This window comes from Bacillus sp. LBA3-1-1.1 (genome assembly GCF_040676495.1).
Lineage (GTDB): Bacteria > Bacillota > Bacilli > Bacillales > Bacillaceae_G > Bacillus_A > Bacillus_A nitratireducens.
The window spans coordinates 201,466-219,572 of sequence record NZ_JBEGIB010000001.1 but is presented as its reverse complement, the minus strand read 5'-3'; the positions used below and the strand labels follow the sequence as shown (position 1 = coordinate 219,572).

Genomic DNA, 18,107 nt, shown 5'->3' with positions numbered 1-18,107 from the left:
GCTCCTACCCCACATTCAGCCTCTTGGCTTCACTTTTTAATCTCTCCTTGCAGTGCTTTATTTATAACCGGAAGAATTAAGAAATCATCATTTGAGAAAAAAAGCTATCCATTACTGGATAGCCTCTGCTGTCTGTTTGAAATGATGTGCTTGCGTAAGTAACTCTTTCGCATGTTCTGTCGTTAAATCTGTAATTTCTACACCAGAAATCATCCGAGCAATTTCTGTTACTTTTTCATCCGTACTTAGCACCGTAACAGATGTAATCGTCCGATCATTCGCCACTTGTTTTCTAATAAATAAATGCGAGTCCGCCATTGAAGCTACCTGAGGTAAGTGCGTAATACAAAGTACTTGCGAGTTTACCGATACACGATAGATTTTTTCCGCAATAGCCTGTGCAACTCGACCACTCACACCTGTATCCACTTCATCAAAAATAACTGAAGCAACACCTTGATGCTTAGAAAAAATACTTTTTAAAGCCAAAATAATACGAGATAACTCTCCGCCAGAAGCAACCTTTGAAAGCGGTTTTAACGGTTCACCAGGGTTCGTTGAAATATAAAACTCCACGTGATCGTAGCCATCCGCCGTAAGTTTCACCGGTGTTCCTTCTACAAGAGGTTCTTCTGCATTTCCTTCCCTCTTCATTATTCTCACTTCAAATTTCGTTTTTTCCATATATAATTCTTTTAATTCTTGATGAATAGCGTTTGTAAGATGGTCTGCCAGTTCATGACGCATATCACTTAACAACGTTGCTTCTTTTAAGATAACACCTTCTAATTCCTTTAGCTGCTTTCTCGTCGTTTCAATATGTACGTCTTTATTTTCAATTGTAAAAATTTCTTGTTCAATTTTATCAGCATACGCTAAAATCTCTTCTACAGTATTTCCATACTTTCTCTTTAACATACGGATTTCATTCAACCGTGTTTCAATTTCATCTAAACGTTTCGGATCATATTCCATCATATCTAACTTTTCTCTAAGCTGATATGCAACTTCTTCTAATAAGTAATAGCTATTTGCAATTGAATCATGGTTTTCTTGATACGCCTCATCTAAATGCGTAATACTCTCCATTTGGCTCATTGCATTCCTTACATGATCTAGCCCTTGGCTGTCCCCACTCAACGAACGATACGCATCCCCTAACGCTTTATAAATCTTTTCAAAATTGGATATTTTCAAGCGTTCCTCAGTCAATTCATATTCTTCATCCATTTTTAAATCTGCCTTACGAATTTCTTCATGTTGGAATTGAATTAAATCTAGACGATGAGCCATTTGTTGTTCATTTTCACTTAAAGATTTCAGCTGTTTTTTTAATCTTTCATAGTCTCCGTATACGTTCTGATATATGTCTAATTGTTTAACAATACGATCTCCATCAAAATGATCTAGCATAAACATATGACGCTCTTCATTCATTAAATCTTGCGTTTCATGCTGTCCATGTATATCAACAAGCGTTTTTCCAATTTCTTTTAATATACTAAGTGTAACAAGCTTCCCATTTACACGGCATACACTTTTTCCGTTCGCAGCGATATCACGTTTCAAAATAATCATGCCATCTTCTATTTCTATATCTAATTCTTCTGCCTTTGCGATACATGGATGCTTATCATCTTCTACATAAAATAAACCCTCTATTTCAGCCTTTTCTGTTCCATATCGAACAAACTCCGCTGAACCACGGCCGCCAACAAGCAAACTAATCGCATCAATAATAATCGATTTTCCGGCTCCTGTTTCACCACTTAAAACGGTTAAACCTTTTTGAAAAGAAATATTTAATGCCTCAATAATAGCAAAGTTTCTGATCGATAATTCCGATAACAATGCCCCATTCACCTCGTTATAAACTAATCCCCTACTAAGGGCTTTTTTTAGGTACTCTTCATTCAAATAGTTATACTATAATATGTATAAATTACTCATCTAACCCGCTCCATTGTACCAAACATTCGTTTTACGGGTCAATCCACCTATTTTCTAACTTTATTTAAAGAAAATATTATATTGCATTTAATAATTTATATTTTTAACCAATAAAAATATCTTGTTTACTTTCCACTTTACAGAGGAAAGTAAACAAGATTTTTTTGTTACAGCATATTTAAGAAACGATCAGAGACAACACCTGTATCTTCAGGTGTACGGCAAATAATTAAGCAAGTATCATCACCACAAATGGTTCCGATAATCTCATCCCACTCTAAATGATCAATAAGTGCCCCAAGTGAATGAGCGTTACCAGGCAATGTTTTTAGCACAAGCATATGTCCTGCAGTGTCTAATTTTACAAATGAATCCACTAGATTTCGTTTTAATTTTTGCAACGGGTTAAATCGTTGATCTGCTGGTAAGCTATATTTATAGCGTCCATCATGTAATGGCACCTTAACTAAGTGCAGTTCTTTAATATCGCGCGATACTGTTGCTTGCGTTACATTAAACCCCACATTACGTAAAATATCAACTAGTTCATCTTGTGTTTCAATTTCTTTGTTTGCAATAATTTCCCTGATTTTAATATGGCGCTGACCTTTATTCATACATTTGCACCTCACACTATCTCTTACCATAGTTTAAACATTGGTATACTTCACTTATTTATGTTAACGTATAATTCGTTTCTTGTACACAATTGTTTTTACAATCATTATACAATTACAACAAAAAGAGGAACAACATATGTTATTCCCCTTTCCCTTTTTGTTTTAGAACTTCATGCGCTTCTGTAACAACTTGCTCAATTGAAACCGGCGAATGATTTTCGCCATTCTCACGCTCTCCATGCCATTTTAGATGGATTAAAAATTCAATATTACCATCCCCGCCCGTAATTGGTGAGAATGTTAAACCTTCGACATCATAGCCTTCCTTCAGAGCAAAATCGACAATCATTTCCACGACAGCTTCATGTACTTTTCTATCACGAACAATGCCTTTTTTCCCAACTTGTTCTCGTCCAGCCTCAAACTGTGGTTTAATTAATGCAGCTACGTCACCATTTGACATAAGCATTGTTTTTAAAACCGGCAATATTAGCCTTAATGATATAAATGAAACATCGATACTTGCAAACTGAGGTAAACCACGCTCTAAGTCTGCCGGTGTCACGTAACGGAAGTTCGTTCGTTCCATCACAACAACACGCTCATCTTGACGCAATTTCCACGCAAGTTGATTATATCCTACATCTAATGCATAAGATAACTTCGCTCCATTTTGAAGCGCACAATCTGTAAAGCCACCAGTTGATGAACCAATATCTATCATAACTTTATCTTGTAAATCAAGTTGAAATGTCTCTAATGCCTTTTCAAGTTTATAACCACCACGGCTTACATATGGCATAACTTGCCCTTTCACCGTAATCTCTGTATCTTGTGAGATTTTCTCTCCTGGCTTATCGAGCCTCATTTCATTCGCATATACGAGCCCTGCCATAACAGCACGTTTAGCCTTCTCGCGCGTTTCTATAAGTCCTCGCTCTACTAATAGTACATCTACTCTTTCTTTTTTTACGCTCATTTGTTACGCCCTTTTTTGTTTTGATGGAATCATTGTATGAATACGGTCTACAACAGCATCTGTCGTTAAACCAATTTCTTCTAATAATTTTGTTACACTACCGTGCTCTATGAAACGGTCTGGAATACCCATTCTTTCAATTAATGCACTATGGTATCCATTTTCAGATGCAAATTCAACTACTCCTGTTCCAAAACCTCCGATTAAACAAGCTTCTTCAATCGTTAAAATCGGTATGTTTTTTCCTAAAAGCTCATGTAAATATGCTTCATCCATTGGTTTAATAAAGCGAGCATTCACTACTTTGACTGAAACTCCAGCCTTTTCAAGACGCTCAGCTGCTTCCATTGCCATTGGTATTGTCGTACCAAACGTTAAAATAGCCGCTTGTTTACCTTCTTTTAACGTTTCCCATGAACCAATTGGAATCGCCTTTAATTCTTCATCCATATGAACACCAAGTCCATTACCGCGCGCATAACGCAAAGCAATCGGTCCATCTTCATATTGCATCGCCGTATAGACTAAATGTTGACCTTCATTTTCATCTTTCGGCATCATAAGCACCATATTCGGCAAGTGACGTAAAAACGCGATGTCAAATACCCCTTGATGCGTTTCACCGTCTGCTCCTACTAATCCAGAGCGATCTATTCCAATGAAAACATTTAAATTTTGACGACAAATATCATGAACAACTTGGTCATATGCTCTTTGTAAAAATGTTGAATAAATTGCTAAGAATGGCTTCATCCCTTGTGTTGCCATACCAGCCGCCATTGTGGTAGCATGCTGTTCCGCAATACCTACATCAATCATGCGATCTGGAAATTCTTTTTGGAATTTCTCAAGTTTCGATCCAACAGGCATTGCAGGCGTAATCGCAACGATACGTTCATCCGTTCTTGCTAGCTTAAGTACAGTATCACTAACAACAGCACTCCATGCTGGTGCAACTTCCTTCGGTTTAACGAAGTCACCTGACTCGATCTTATACGGTCCTGTTCCATGCCAAGTTCCAATAACATCACTCTCAGCTGGTTTATAACCTTTTCCTTTTTTCGTAATTACATGAACAAGTACTGGGCCTTTTGTTTTCTTTGCATATTGCAACGTTTCGAATAACTTTTCATAATCATGCCCATCGACCGGACCTAAATATGTAAAGCCTAATTCTTCAAAAAAGACGCCTGATACTAGTAAATATTTTAGACTATCCTTTATTTTTTCTGCTGTCGCAGCAACTTTCCCGCCAACTGCTGGGATTTTCTTCAATATATACTCTAATTCATCTTTTACCCAATGGTACTTCCCTGCGGTACGTAAACGACCAAGTACATTATGAAGCGCACCGACGTTTGGTGCAATTGACATTTCATTGTCATTCAAAATAACAATCATGTCCGTTTTTTCATGACCAATATGGTTTAATGCCTCTAAAGCCATTCCGCCTGTTAATGCACCATCGCCAATAATTGGTATAACGTATTCTTCCGTTTTCTTTAAATCCCGCGCTAGAGCCATTCCCATTGCAGCAGATAATGACGTCGAGCTATGACCAGTTTCCCATACATCATGCTCACTCTCACAGCGTTTTGGGAAACCACATAGACCCTGGTATTGCCTTAATGTGCCGAATTCTTTCGCACGCCCTGTTAAAATTTTATGTACATAGGATTGATGTCCTACATCCCATAAAAACTTATCTTTCGGACTATCAAATAATTTATGCAGAGCAATTGTGAGTTCTACTACACCTAAATTAGGTGCAATATGTCCACCTGTTTGAGAGAGCTCTTCAACTAAAAACTTACGAATATCCTCACTCAATCCCTCTAGTTCACTAATAGACATATCTTTCAAAAAACTAGGGTTTTGAATTTGCGTTAGATCCACATGGATCACTCACTTTCATTTCATAATCTGTCAACATGTCAAATATTATAAGAAACATTTACACAACACAAGAAATTCTCTTTCTATTCTTTTTATCTTGTCCTGCTTTCAGAAAACACTTCCATTTTTTTCACTTATCATATTATACATCATATTTCTTTACGCGATGAAAAAAATAGCCGCTAACACGAAGTGATAACGGCAATGTAATCTACATATATTTTTGCCAATAACAAGAAAAGAAAAACCTTTTCCTACATTTATATCATAAAATGATGAATGACTCAACAAATGAAAACGCTGTTATATTAGTTATTACGTTTTGCGATTAAATCACAAATAGATAGTAAATATTCATCTTGTAATCGCAAGGAGCTAATAGAATCTTTTGCTTTTGCAATTGTCTCCTCTAAAATAGATTTTGCTCTATCTACAGTAAATAACGTCGTATATGTGCTCTTTTCGTTGGAAGCATCACTACCAATCGGTTTTCCAATCTCTTCTTCTGTTCCTTCTACATCCAAAATATCATCTCTAATTTGGAAAGCTAGACCGATATATTTCGCAAATGCAAGTAACTTCTCTTCTTGCTCTTCTGTAGCATCAGAAAGTATCGCTCCTGCAAGTACAGCAAACTCAAGCAGTTTACCTGTTTTATGCTTATGGATGTACTCTAATTCATTAATTGTAAGTCGTTTTCCTTCAGCTTCCATATCTGCCACTTGTCCAGCAACCATTCCTTCAGGTCCTGCTGCTTTCGCAAGCTCAAGTACAAGTCTTACTTTCTTTTCAGCAGAGATTTCTTTTTGCTCATATGCCATAATAACTTGAAAAGCATATGTCAATAAACCATCACCTGCTAAAACTGCCATTGCTTCACCAAATACTTTATGATTTGTAGGCTTTCCTCGTCTTAGATCATCATCATCCATACAAGGTAAATCATCATGAATTAACGAATATGTATGAATCATTTCAAGGGCACAAGCTGCACCCACTCCAAGATTTTTTTCTTTCCCAAACGCTTGTAACGTTGCAAATAAAAGTAACGGGCGGAGACGTTTCCCACCCGCTTCCAAAGAATATGCCATCGCTTCACGAAGCACATTTGGACATTGTAATTCATTTGCATAGCTTACAAGCTTTTCTTCTACGAAAGTTTTACTCTCTTTCAAAAAAGCATCAAAAGCTAAATGTGTCACTATGCTTCATCTCCTAAAGCAGTAAACGGTTTAAGCTCTCCATCTTCCCCAAGGATAACTGCCATTTGTTCTTGTACATCTTTCAATTTCTCATCACAAAGCTTAGATAATTCCATACCTTCTTTAAAGTAAGAAATCGCTTCTTCTAAAGGTACATCACCTTGTTCAAGCTTAGAAACGAGATGCTCAAGTTGCGAAATTGCTTCTTCAAAACTTAACTTATTTTCCACTATTCAATTCACGCTCCTCTATGCTTGATACGCTACAATCTAGTATTCCATCTTGTAATTGAACTGAAACAGCATCTCCAAGGCTAACATCTTTCACACTTTTTAATACTTGCTTCTCTTCATCATATACAAGCCCATACCCTCTCATCATTACTTTGAGTGGACTTAGTGCTTCAAGCTTTTGAGCAGCTCTCACAAATGCAAACTCCTTCATCTGAAGTAAGGTTTGCATTTCACGTTGCAATTGCTTTTGCAACGTTTCAATCGCTACCTTTGTTTGCATGATTTTTTGAGATGGGTGGTGCTTTTCTAAATAAAATGAAAGTTGCTTTAATTGATTTACTTTTTTATCTATATAACGCTCTTTCGCTAAAACAAGTTGTTCAAGAGCCCTGTCTAGCTGCTCTTCTTTTTGTTCATACACTTGCCTTGGATAACGGAACGCATAAGATTTTTGTAACACTTGCAGTTTTTCTTCTTTTTTATGTACTCTCTCTCTCATTGCTCTTTGCAATCTCAGAGTTCTTTGTAATACCTTTTCTTGTAACTCTATAACATTAGGTACCGCCAGCTCAGCTGCTGCAGTCGGTGTTGGTGCACGTAAATCCGCAACAAAATCTGCGATTGTAAAATCTGTTTCATGACCTACAGCCGAAATAATTGGAATCTCACTTGTAAAAATTGCTCTTGCAACTACTTCCTCATTAAAGGCCCATAATTCTTCAATAGAGCCTCCTCCGCGACCAACAATTAGTACATCTATCTCTTCCATTTCATTCGCTGTACGAATCGCTTGTACAATCGAGGGAGCTGCTGACTCCCCTTGTACAAGTACCGGAAACACAATAACATTCCCAATTGGGTAACGACGTTTAATTGTTGTAATAATATCACGAATTGCTGCTCCTGTTGGTGACGTGATTACACCAATTGTTTTAGCGTACGGAGGAATTGTTTTTTTATAAACTTGAGAAAACAAGCCCTCTTCCTCTAAACGAACTTTTAACTGCTCATAAGCTAAATGCAAGTTTCCAATCCCGTCAGGCTGCATGTCTTGAATATAAATTTGATAAGACCCACTCGCCTCGTAAACAGAAATCTTTCCTTTTACAAGTACTTTCATTCCATTTTCCGGTTTGAATTTAATATTACGATTATGACCCGCAAACATAACCGCTGCAATTCTTGCATTTTCATCTTTCAATGTAAAATACATATGACCACGGCTATGATATTTAAAGTTGGAAATTTCTCCTTTTAACCAAACAGACTGCAAATGCGGATCATACTCTATTTTTGTTTTAATATAGCGTGTTAATGCTGTAACGGTTAAATATTGTTTCTCCATTGCTCTCTCCTCATAGCCGATTCAACTTATTGACAAACAACACCTGCACGCTTTGCAGACTCAACAGTGTTGTGAAGAAGCATTGTAATAGTCATTGGGCCGACTCCTTTTGGTACAGGCGTAATGTATCCCGCAACATCTAATACGTTGTCAAAATCAACATCACCACAAAGTTTTCCTGTCTCTAAACGGTTAACACCAACATCAATTACAACTGCACCTTCTTTAATATAATCAGCTGTTACCATTTTCGCTCTTCCAACAGCTACGATTAAAATATCAGCTAACTTCGATAATTCTTTAATATTTTGCGTCTTTGAATGACAATATGTGACAGTTGCATTTTCATTTAAAAACAGTTGTCCCACCGGTTTACCAACAATATTACTTCTTCCGATTACAACAACATGTTTTCCAGAAACATCAAGATTTGTTTCTTTTACTAATTCCACAATACCGTGCGGTGTACATGGAAGGAATGTATCTTGTCCCGTCATCATACGTCCTACGCTGATTGGGTGAAATCCATCTACATCCTTTTCAGGTGAAATTCTTTCAATGATAGCTTTTTCTTCAATATGTTTTGGTAAAGGTAATTGTACTAATATGCCATTAATACGGTCGTCTCCATTTAAGCGATCGATTTCAGCAAGCAAACGCTCCTCAGTAATCGTTTCAGGAAGTTCAATTAGCTCTGAATAAATTCCTACTTGCTCACAGCCTTTTTCTTTTCCTTTTACATAAGAACGCGATGCTGGGTCTTCTCCAACTAAAATAACTGCTAATCCTGGTACAATCCCTTGCTCTTTTAACTTCACAACTTCTTCTTTTAATTGTGCTCGTTTTTTCTCCGCAACTTCATTTCCTTTGATGATTACTGCTACCATTTTAAGATTCCCCCTTAAAGAAATTACAGTGTATCTTTTATATTAGATAAAACGCCGTTAATAAAACGACGAGATTCCTCATCCCCAAATGTTTTTGCAATTTCAATCGCTTCGTTAATTGTTACATTGTGTGGAATTTCTTCCATGTATTTCATTTCATACACAGCTACACGTAAAATACTGCGATCAACAATACTAATACGCTCAAGCTTCCACTTCTTTAAATTTTGACGAATTGCTGCGTCAATCTCTTCTTTGTTGTCTACAAATCCTACAACAAGTGATTCTAGAAACTCATTTGTTTCTTCACCTTCATCTAGCGTATTTTCCACCGCTACTTTTGGTTCTAATTCACCTGTAATATCCATTTGGTATAATGCTTGCATAGCTCTTTCTCTAGCCGTCCTACGTTTCATTGTAACTCTCCTTTATACTTCAAGTCTTTCCTTATGCTTTGTTATATTATTATAATTTATAAGCCGTCAATTCACTTACTCTTGTAGTTTTCATTGATTTTCCAACCTTATAATACAATGATAATAACACAATTTATCGTTTCACACACGGGGTACAAGGCTGAAAAATAATAAAAAGATTAACTTCAAGTTCCATATCTTATCACAATGTACGTTTTTTGGAAAAATGAAACATTCCCTTTTATATTTCTTATTTTTTGAAATAGTATAATAATTTAGAGGTTTTTAATTTGTGAAGAAATGAAACGATAAAAAAGGTGCCTATGTTACTAGGCACCTTTTTCACTCTTACACTGGTTCGATTTCTGTTTTTTGTGTTTCGAATGTTACGCCAACGATGTGAACATTCACTTCTTTTGGCTCAAGTCCTGTCATTGTAAAGAGTGCCTGGCGTATATTGTCTTGAATTTTTTGTGCAACAACTGGAATTGCTACACCAAAATACATAACAACATAAAGGTCAACAATAATATCTTCGTTTGCTAGCTCAACCTTTACACCTTTACCGTGATTTTTCTTACCTAACTTCTCAACAACATCTGTAGCAAAATTACCACGCATTGCCGCTACACCTTCTACTTCAGCAGCTGCAATACCTGCAATTACTTCGATTACTTCTGGTGCAATTTCTACTTTTCCAAGAGTTGTATCTTGACCCATATCTAACATATGTTCAGCCATGAAAAAAACCTCCTTTAATGTATCACTGCGTCACAAGTTCATGCTCTTCCAAAAATTTCGTGTTAAACTCACCTTTTACAAAATCAGGATGATCTAGCAATTGCAAATGGAACGGAATTGTTGTATGTACGCCTTCAATGACAAACTCACTGAGTGCTCGCTTCATTTTTGCAATTGCCTCTTCACGTGTTTTTCCGTGAACAATTAATTTAGCAACCATCGAATCATAGAAAGGTGGAATTGAATATCCCGGATATACAGCTGAATCGACGCGAATACCAAATCCGCCTGGTGGCAAGTACATTTCTACTTTACCTGGAGATGGCATAAATTTTTTGGCAGGGTTTTCCGCATTAATTCGACATTCAATTGCCCAGCCATTAAATTGTACTTCTTCTTGCTGTAACGATAACTTTTCTCCAGAAGCAACACGAATTTGTTCTTTAATTAAATCCATCCCTGTTACCATTTCTGTAACTGGATGCTCAACTTGAATTCTCGTATTCATCTCCATGAAATAAAAGCTTTTCGTTTTATATTCATAAATAAACTCAACCGTACCAGCACCTGTATAATCAACCGCTACCGCTGCTTTAACTGCTGCGTCACCCATCTGCTTGCGAACATTTTCATCAAGTGCAGGTGATGGACTTTCTTCTAATAGTTTTTGCAAACGGCGCTGAATTGTACAATCACGCTCTCCTAAATGAATGGCATTTCCATGTGTATCTGCCATTATTTGAATCTCAACATGGCGGAAATCTTCAACGTACTTTTCTAAGTATACACCAGGGTTCCCAAAAGCGGTACTAGCTTCTTGCTGTGTAATTCGAATTCCTTTTACAAGCTCTTCTTCATGGCGTGCAACACGAATACCTTTTCCGCCGCCACCTGCAGTCGCTTTAATAATAACTGGATATCCAATTTGATTAGCAAGCTCGATCGCTTCTTCGGTATTTTTAATAATCCCTTGTGAACCTGGTACAATCGGAACCCCTGCTTCTTTCATTGTATCACGTGCAACGTCTTTTGTGCCCATCTTTGAAATAGCTTCTGGGCTTGGACCGATAAAAATCAAGTTACACTCACGGCATAATTCTGCAAAATCCGCATTCTCTGCTAAAAATCCATATCCTGGATGAATTGCATCACAACCTGTTAATTTCGCAACACTAATAATGTTCGTCAAATTTAAATAGCTTTCTTTCGAAATCGTTGGTCCAACACAATACGCTTCATCTGCAATTTGCACATGAAGTGACTCTTTGTCTGCTTCTGAATAAATTGCAACTGTTTCAATATCCATTTCTTTACAAGCACGAATAATTCGTACAGCAATTTCCCCACGATTGGCTATTAATACTTTTTTTATCATCACAAAGACTCCCTTATTACGCTTTTACAAGAAATAGCGGTTGTCCATACTCAACAAGCTGTCCGTTATTAACAAGAATTTCAACAATTTCGCCCTCTACATCTGCGTCAATTTCGTTAAATAATTTCATAGCTTCAACAATACATACGATAGAATCTTTCGATACTTTGTCCCCAACACTTACATATTGAGGTGTATCAGGCGAAGAAGAGGAATAAAATGTTCCTACCATCGGTGATGTGATTTTATGCAGGTTTTCATTTTGAACAGCTGTCTTCTCTTCTTGTTTTGGCACTTCTACTTGTGCCGCCGCTACTGTTGTTTCTAATTCAACAGGTGCTGCTGGTTGCATGACTTGTTTCGTTACAGGTGCTTGCACAGTAACTACTTCATTACCACGTTTTTTCATTTTAATTGTTGTACCGTCTTTTTTGTATTCAAATTCATCAATATTAGAGCTATCAATTAATTTAATTAATTCACGAACTTCTTGAATTTTAAACATGTAAAATCCACTCCCATACTCTTGTTTGTCCCGTTTTTACAGATTCTCATCACTAAAACTAGATTGACTGTAAAAATACGATGTATTCTATTAGAAAATTTATTTCATTTACTAATAGAAATATTTACTATTCCCATCTTACGATAAATTTTTTAAACATTCCAATTTATATTTCTTTATAATAAATCGAAACTCCTGTAAAAATATTATTCCACTAAAAAATTATTACCTAGTAATAATACCAAGTTTCACACAAAATTGGCAAGACCACTTCCCAAAAAAAACATTTTTCACTTTTTCAAAACTTCACATTGTAAACACGTAATTCCCTAACCACTCTTCTTTTTTCTAAGATAAAAAACATATTTTTACCAAATATTTTTTTTTTGTTTACGTGCCGTTCATTCTTCCTTCATATAAGAATAGTATGTTCAAAGTGTATAAAATTTATTGTAGTGAGGTGTGGACATATGATATGGCTCATTCTATTCTTGCCTGCCGTAGTGATTTGGGCATTGGTCCTCTTCATCCACGTCAAATCTGGAAAAAGTAATCACCATTATCATGAACCATTAATCTTTTACTCACAGCGTATTTCCCCGTTTCCAATTGAAAAGACTAAATACAACAACAAAGATGCAATAGAAAAAAGCTATCGAAATCGATAGCTTTTTTCTATTGCATCTTTTATCCCATTTGAAGCAGCAACACCTATTATAATTTATTTTACTGATGGATCAAATTTCACACCTACATCTTTTGGACCACCTTCACTTCTTACAAGCTGAATAATTTTATTCGCTTCTTTTTGTGAATGCTTTGCTGATTTAACCGTTACTTTAATGTCTGTTCCATCAGCTCTTACAAGAGCATCTTTATATCCGCCTTGAGATTTAATCACTGTCTCAAGTAATTGTTGCTTCGTTTCCATTGTAGTGATTGCATCAAGATTATCTTTCGCTTTACTCTTTTCTTCTGCTGAAGATTTTGATGATTTCATTACATTTTGTAGCTTTTCTTTCTCTACACTACGCTGATCTTCCATTTGCATACGTAGCGCTGTGAAATTCTCATCGCTTGATTGAACTGTTACGCTAGCCTCTTTTTTACTTGTTTCCTTTTTGTCATTCTCTTTTTTGTCTGTTTCTTTATTTGTAGTTTCCTTGCTTGTACTCTCTTTTGTTGTCTCTTTATTTGTAGTTTCTTTCGTTGTTTCTTTTGTAACTGCTTTATCAGCACCTTGCTTTTCTTGCCCCATCTTTTCACCCGTTGCCGGTGCTGCTGTATTCATTTTTTCAGGAGTTGTTACGTAATAAACAGATAGTACAACCACTAAACTTAACATCGTTAATAGCCAAACCGTTTGTTTTTTTAACACTTTATTTCCTCCCTATCAATTTTTCGGTGATACTGAAACGCGATGAGATGGTACATCTAACAATCGCGTCACAGCTTCTTTTACCATTGCTTTTATTTGTATATTATCCACTCCCTTTGCTACGACAAGAACACCTCGTACTTTCGGTTTCTCTGTTCGCAAAACAATTGGAGTTTCTTTATCACCTTCACGTATAATGACGGTCTTTTCATCAAGAGACTCGTCCTCTACTTCCCTTTTACCGCCTGCTTTATCAGTTTCACCTGTTGTTTGCGAGCGTTTCACTGTATTTTTCTCGAGTATTTTCTCTTCAGATGAATCTAAGTTCACTTTAATAGTTACGTCTTTTACTCCAGCTATCTCTTCTAAAGAAGCTTTCAATTCTTGTTCATACGCTTTTTCATATTTTTCTACATTTGACATATTATCATTGTTTTTTTGTCCGAAAGTTGGTACATCTTTATCTTGGTTTTGACTTGTCTTTTCTTTAAACACAGGCACTTCTTCTTTTTTAGGTGCAAAGAAATTACTAGAAAACATAAGCGCAATCCCAAGTATGAGTAGGACAAGCAAAAACTTAGGTGTTACTTTTTTCCCCTTCTCATTACTTTCTTTTTCATCCCCATTCAATAAGTTTCGAAAAAATGAGAACCTCGAATTTTTATCTTTATTGTCCATTTACGCTACCTGTCCTCCCTTCCATCTGAACTTGGATTTGTTTATCCTCTAGTTGCCACCTGCTTGAAAAGAAATTTTCCATTTCTACATTCGTTTCTTCTAATTTTTTTGGTGGTTCTTTCGTATTAATTTCAATTGACTTTACTGTTTCGATTGCATCATTTTTACTACGCTCTTTTTCTTTCAACGTCACAACAACAGATTGAATATCTTTCGCTGACTTTACTTCTTCTGCATGTTTCACTGCGACTATTTGTATTTCAGAGACTGTCATACCATACTTTTTCTCAAAATCTTTTCCTACGTCTTTTTTCATTTTGGTAGCCATCTCTTCTAAACTATATGCACGTGTTAGAGCTTGTATTTCTTTTTTCTTCGAATCTATCGAATTTTTTACTGATCCATCTGCTACGTACTTTTCTTCATTGAAATTTGCGATAACTTCATTTACATCTGTTTGTAACAACTTAAATAGAGGCGTTAAAATTAATACAACTAACAATAGACTTACAACGAATTTAACGTACTTTTGTAAATTTGAATTCGGAAGAATAAGATGAAGCATTGTCGCTAAGAGTAAAAAAACGATAATATTTCTAATCCACTCTGTAACAAATTGCATACTCTTCACCTCCTATCGCATCATGAGCGTAATGTTCCCCGCAGCAATAATAATCGTGATACTTAAAAAGAACATAAACGACACGATAGCTAAACAAGCAAATACGTAAATGATACTTCGTCCGATAATATCTAAACATTGAATAATTGCTCCTCCGCCAACTGGTTGCAATACTGCCGCTGCGAATTTATAAATAAATGCGATACAAAATATTTGAATCGCTGGAAAAGCGACAATTAGGCACAGAATGACGAGCCCGATAATCCCGACTGTGTTTTTTAATAATCCAGATGCACTAATAACGGTGTCCGCTGCCTCAGTAAACATCCTTCCTACTACAGGAATGAAGTTTCCTGTTACAAATTTAGCAGTTTTCACAGCTATGCCATCAGCAACGGCTGAAGCGGTTCCCTGTACAGATAATACCCCTAAAAAAACCGTCAAAAAGATACCCATAATCCCAACGCTAACGTTTTGCAAAAGCTTGGACAATTTCGTAACTTTATATTGATCACTCATCGTACTTACAATACTTAATATAGTTGCAAGTAATAAAAGTGGTAGAACGATATAATTCATAAGAAGCCCACTCGTATTCATTAAGAAAATGATGATTGGATGGAAAAATGCTACAGACACGACACCACCACCAGTCGCTATGAGTGCGAGTAAAATTGGTAATAATGCTAGTATGAAATCTACCATTGTTTGTATCGTCTCTCTTGCATATGTCATAACAACATAAAAACTATTTAAGGCGAAAATAATAAGTACCATGTATACGACGGCATCAGCAATTTTACTTACGCTACTCTTCGAAAAAGCAGATTGCAGTGATTGTAACAATGCACTAAAAATTGTGAGCATAATGAGCGTTCCAAGTAATTTTCCATTTGCAACGAGCTCGTGAAATAAATATTTTAATAACCCTAACATCCACTCTTTTATGGAGAATTCTTTCTCTCCCTTTACAAACTCCATAAAACTTCCTTTTTGACTCTCCGGTAAATAGCCTCCATACTTTGTAACAAGCCCGTCCCAAAATTGCTTCACATCTTCAATTCCGAGCTTATCCAATTGTTGATCCATGACGTTTGTTTCTATAGGAGAAGCTTGTACAACAATCGGTAAAGAAAAGAAAAGGAAGCAAGCAAATAGCAGCTTAGCTCCGAACTTCCTCAACATTCACTCCCCCTTATCCCGTAGGTAAAAATCCGAGAATGGTTTCAATTACAACCGTCAAAATAGGAATCGCCATAACGAGAATTAAGATTTTTCCAGCTAATTCAATTTTTGAAGCGATCGCGCTTTGACCAGCATCTTTTGTTATTTGCGCTCCAAACTCAGCGATATAAGCAATCCCAATAATTTTCAATAACGTTTCTACATATACGTTACTAACTTTCGCTTCACTCGCCACTCTCTCAATCATTTGTAAAATAGAGTGGATTTGATCAATTAACAGAAGAAACATCATGCTACCAATGAACACAATAAATAACGATGTAATACTAGATTTATGCTGGTTCAAAACAGCAGCTAAAAATGTAGCAACGAGGCCTAATCCGACAATTTGTATAATTTCGATTCGAACCGCCTCCTTTATTGGAAGAGAAAGACACTTTTAATCTTGTCGAACAGAGTATTAATTAAAAATGCAACATGAAATAAAATGACGACGAAACCGACAAGGATAACCCAATTTGCAATATCCTCACGCTTTAATTCTTTTAGTACGGTATGAATGAAAGCTAAAACAATGCCGATTCCGGCGATTTGAAATATTAATCCAACATCAATAGACATCGCCTTTCTCCCCCTTATAGCAGTAAAATTACGATAAGTAGCCCTGCTAGTACCCCTAAACTCTTTATCATTTTTTCGTATTGTAGTTGTAAGGCTTTTGCTTCCCCTTCTTCTCTTTCCAAATGAGTAATACATAAGCGAATATGTTTTTGTTGTGATTCACGATCATGTTGTCCGAGTGTTTCACCAAATTGTTGCAAAATCTCATACTCAGTTTGTTTAAACGCTGTTAATGACCAGTTCTCCTTCAAGCTATCAATCCAAGCTTCTCTAACTGTTTGTTCCCCGCTTTCTAGACGTTTCGAAAAGCTTTGAAATATCCAATTTAATGGCTTGGGCATTTGCTTAACTAATCGCTCTGCAGCTTCAGATAAAGGTGTGTGCCCATACATAATTTCAGCTTCTAATGATTGTAATGCCGCCTTCAATAACCTAAGTTGCCGCGGTCTCTCACTATACCGCTTAGCGTATGAAAATCCAAAAAAAGTGCTAACAGCAACTATTAATACCGCACCAAATATTTTCACCATACGCCTTGAGCCTTTCTATGCGCTAATACTGGTTTTCCATCTCTATCTTTCACTTGCATAACCGTTCCTGGTCCTCTCGCTTTTGACAATTCCACAAACCTATCAAATACACCAAGTTCCAGCACCGCCTGTAACGATGGACGTTTCACAACATCATCATAAGAAAATCCGTGTGCACTTATAAAAAGCTGAACGCCAGCATGCACCGCCTCCATAATCGCTTCACTATCTTCTTTACGTCCAATTTCATCTACGATTAATATGTCTGGACTCATAGAACGAATCATCATCATCATTCCTTCAGCTTTTGGACAAGCATCTAATACATCTACTCGCGTGCCAAAATCATATTGCGGGATCCCTTTCACACAGCCCGCAATTTCTGATCGTTCATCAACAATTCCTACTTTACATGAAGGAATTTTCGAAGCACTCACACCTTGACTCATACAGCGTGCTACATCTCTTAAAAGTGTTGTTTTCCCCGTTTGCGGTGGGCCAATTACCATCGTGTTTAACCATCGTGATTCATAAAGATATGGCAGAAGCGGCTCAGCAATCCCTATTTTTTGACGGGCAATACGAATATTAAAAGAAGAGACATCCCTAATCATTTTCACCGCACTTTTTTCTGTAATGACTTTTCCGGCTAGACCAATTCTATGTCCTCCTCGTAGTGTCACATATCCACGTTTCAATTCCTCTTCCATCGTATAAATCGAAAATTGACTTAATTTATTCAATAAGTAGAGTGCATCTTCCGCTGTAGCGATATAGTCATAAAAGAACACTTCTCCATGCGCGATGCACTCTAGCGGCCTTCCAATTCGAACGCGAATTTCTTCTAGAGCATCGTATTGCTTACAACCTTCAACTAACTGTTTCATCGTTTTCGGTAATACCTCTAATACTTCTTTCATAAGCTTCTCCCCACTATACTCGAC

21 protein-coding genes are annotated in these 18,107 nt (G+C 36.6%); 1 reads left to right on the top strand and 20 read right to left on the bottom strand.

The genetic code is table 11. The features are described 5' to 3' along the window. Positions 1-111: 111 nt before the first annotated feature. The 12 genes from recN to accB form a co-directional block, all read right to left on the bottom strand. Positions 112-1,851, bottom strand: coding sequence for a DNA repair protein RecN (recN, locus tag MRBLBA3_RS01240; protein WP_000947733.1), 1,740 nt, complete (start codon positions 1,849-1,851; stop codon positions 112-114). Positions 1,852-2,117: 266 nt separating this feature from the next. Then, the gene (gene argR / locus MRBLBA3_RS01235; protein WP_001032584.1) at positions 2,118-2,567 is read right to left on the bottom strand and encodes an arginine repressor ArgR; all 450 of its coding nucleotides are present in this window, start codon (positions 2,565-2,567) and stop codon (positions 2,118-2,120) included. A gap of 142 nt (positions 2,568-2,709) precedes the next feature. Next, positions 2,710-3,549: a TlyA family RNA methyltransferase gene (locus tag MRBLBA3_RS01230; protein ID WP_000111880.1), complete on the bottom strand. Its 840-nt coding sequence runs from the start codon at positions 3,547-3,549 to the stop codon at positions 2,710-2,712. 3 nt (positions 3,550-3,552) lie between these two features. Then, positions 3,553-5,445, bottom strand: coding sequence for a 1-deoxy-D-xylulose-5-phosphate synthase (gene dxs / locus MRBLBA3_RS01225; RefSeq protein ID WP_212087980.1), 1,893 nt, complete (start codon positions 5,443-5,445; stop codon positions 3,553-3,555). A gap of 308 nt (positions 5,446-5,753) precedes the next feature. Beyond that, positions 5,754-6,647, bottom strand: coding sequence for a (2E,6E)-farnesyl diphosphate synthase (gene ispA / locus MRBLBA3_RS01220; RefSeq protein WP_098271190.1), 894 nt, complete (start codon positions 6,645-6,647; stop codon positions 5,754-5,756). Then, a complete protein-coding gene (xseB, locus tag MRBLBA3_RS01215) occupies positions 6,647-6,877 on the bottom strand; it encodes an exodeoxyribonuclease VII small subunit (RefSeq protein ID WP_000428422.1) in 231 nt (76 codons plus the stop codon). Before xseB ends, ispA begins: the two co-directional genes overlap by 1 nt. Further along, a complete protein-coding gene (gene xseA, locus MRBLBA3_RS01210) occupies positions 6,867-8,225 on the bottom strand; it encodes an exodeoxyribonuclease VII large subunit (protein ID WP_000415272.1) in 1,359 nt (452 codons plus the stop codon). The genes xseB and xseA overlap by 11 nt, the downstream gene beginning before the upstream one ends. 26 nt (positions 8,226-8,251) lie before the next feature. Further along, the gene (gene folD, locus MRBLBA3_RS01205) at positions 8,252-9,112 is read right to left on the bottom strand and encodes a bifunctional methylenetetrahydrofolate dehydrogenase/methenyltetrahydrofolate cyclohydrolase FolD (protein WP_000226724.1); all 861 of its coding nucleotides are present in this window, start codon (positions 9,110-9,112) and stop codon (positions 8,252-8,254) included. Positions 9,113-9,135: 23 nt separating this feature from the next. After that, positions 9,136-9,528, bottom strand: coding sequence for a N utilization substance protein NusB (gene nusB, locus MRBLBA3_RS01200; RefSeq protein WP_000830246.1), 393 nt, complete (start codon positions 9,526-9,528; stop codon positions 9,136-9,138). 348 nt (positions 9,529-9,876) lie between these two features. Then, entirely contained in the window at positions 9,877-10,269 is a 393-nt protein-coding gene (locus MRBLBA3_RS01195; RefSeq protein WP_000807630.1) for an Asp23/Gls24 family envelope stress response protein, read from the bottom strand. A 22-nt stretch (positions 10,270-10,291) separates the two neighbouring features. Further along, positions 10,292-11,644, bottom strand: coding sequence for an acetyl-CoA carboxylase biotin carboxylase subunit (gene accC / locus MRBLBA3_RS01190; protein ID WP_000592878.1), 1,353 nt, complete (start codon positions 11,642-11,644; stop codon positions 10,292-10,294). Positions 11,645-11,660: 16 nt separating this feature from the next. Then, positions 11,661-12,149: an acetyl-CoA carboxylase biotin carboxyl carrier protein gene (gene accB, locus MRBLBA3_RS01185; protein ID WP_044737761.1), complete on the bottom strand. Its 489-nt coding sequence runs from the start codon at positions 12,147-12,149 to the stop codon at positions 11,661-11,663. A gap of 470 nt (positions 12,150-12,619) precedes the next feature. Between accB and MRBLBA3_RS01180 the strand changes: the two genes are divergently transcribed. Next, a complete protein-coding gene (locus tag MRBLBA3_RS01180) occupies positions 12,620-12,817 on the top strand; it encodes a hypothetical protein (protein WP_044737760.1) in 198 nt (65 codons plus the stop codon). 53 nt (positions 12,818-12,870) lie between these two features. Here MRBLBA3_RS01180 and MRBLBA3_RS01175 read toward each other — a convergent pair whose 3' ends face one another. Genes MRBLBA3_RS01175 through spoIIIAA form a run of 8 tightly spaced genes read right to left on the bottom strand, consistent with a single transcriptional unit; the run spans position 12,871 to position 18,083 of the window. Beyond that, positions 12,871-13,527, bottom strand: coding sequence for a SpoIIIAH-like family protein (locus MRBLBA3_RS01175; RefSeq protein WP_000914727.1), 657 nt, complete (start codon positions 13,525-13,527; stop codon positions 12,871-12,873). A gap of 15 nt (positions 13,528-13,542) precedes the next feature. Next, positions 13,543-14,205, bottom strand: a complete 663-nt coding sequence (gene spoIIIAG / locus MRBLBA3_RS01170; protein ID WP_000368892.1) for a stage III sporulation protein AG — start codon at positions 14,203-14,205, stop codon at positions 13,543-13,545. Further along, on the bottom strand, positions 14,195-14,827 hold the full coding sequence (spoIIIAF, locus tag MRBLBA3_RS01165; protein WP_001161029.1) for a stage III sporulation protein AF: 633 nt from the start codon (positions 14,825-14,827) through the stop codon (positions 14,195-14,197). The genes spoIIIAG and spoIIIAF overlap by 11 nt, the downstream gene beginning before the upstream one ends. Positions 14,828-14,839: 12 nt before the next feature. Continuing rightward, complete coding sequence (spoIIIAE, locus tag MRBLBA3_RS01160; RefSeq protein ID WP_000944631.1) at positions 14,840-16,012, bottom strand: stage III sporulation protein AE; 1,173 nt, start codon at positions 16,010-16,012, stop codon at positions 14,840-14,842. A gap of 10 nt (positions 16,013-16,022) precedes the next feature. Next, complete coding sequence (gene spoIIIAD / locus MRBLBA3_RS01155; protein ID WP_079999168.1) at positions 16,023-16,406, bottom strand: stage III sporulation protein AD; 384 nt, start codon at positions 16,404-16,406, stop codon at positions 16,023-16,025. Positions 16,407-16,429: 23 nt separating this feature from the next. After that, positions 16,430-16,633 (bottom strand): stage III sporulation protein AC, encoded by a 204-nt coding sequence (gene spoIIIAC, locus MRBLBA3_RS01150; protein WP_000020914.1) that lies wholly within the window; start codon positions 16,631-16,633, stop codon positions 16,430-16,432. Positions 16,634-16,647: 14 nt separating this feature from the next. After that, complete coding sequence (spoIIIAB, locus tag MRBLBA3_RS01145; RefSeq protein WP_000238699.1) at positions 16,648-17,163, bottom strand: stage III sporulation protein SpoIIIAB; 516 nt, start codon at positions 17,161-17,163, stop codon at positions 16,648-16,650. Further along, the gene (spoIIIAA, locus tag MRBLBA3_RS01140) at positions 17,157-18,083 is read right to left on the bottom strand and encodes a stage III sporulation protein AA (protein WP_000665881.1); all 927 of its coding nucleotides are present in this window, start codon (positions 18,081-18,083) and stop codon (positions 17,157-17,159) included. The genes spoIIIAB and spoIIIAA overlap by 7 nt, the downstream gene beginning before the upstream one ends. Positions 18,084-18,107 lie beyond the last annotated feature (24 nt).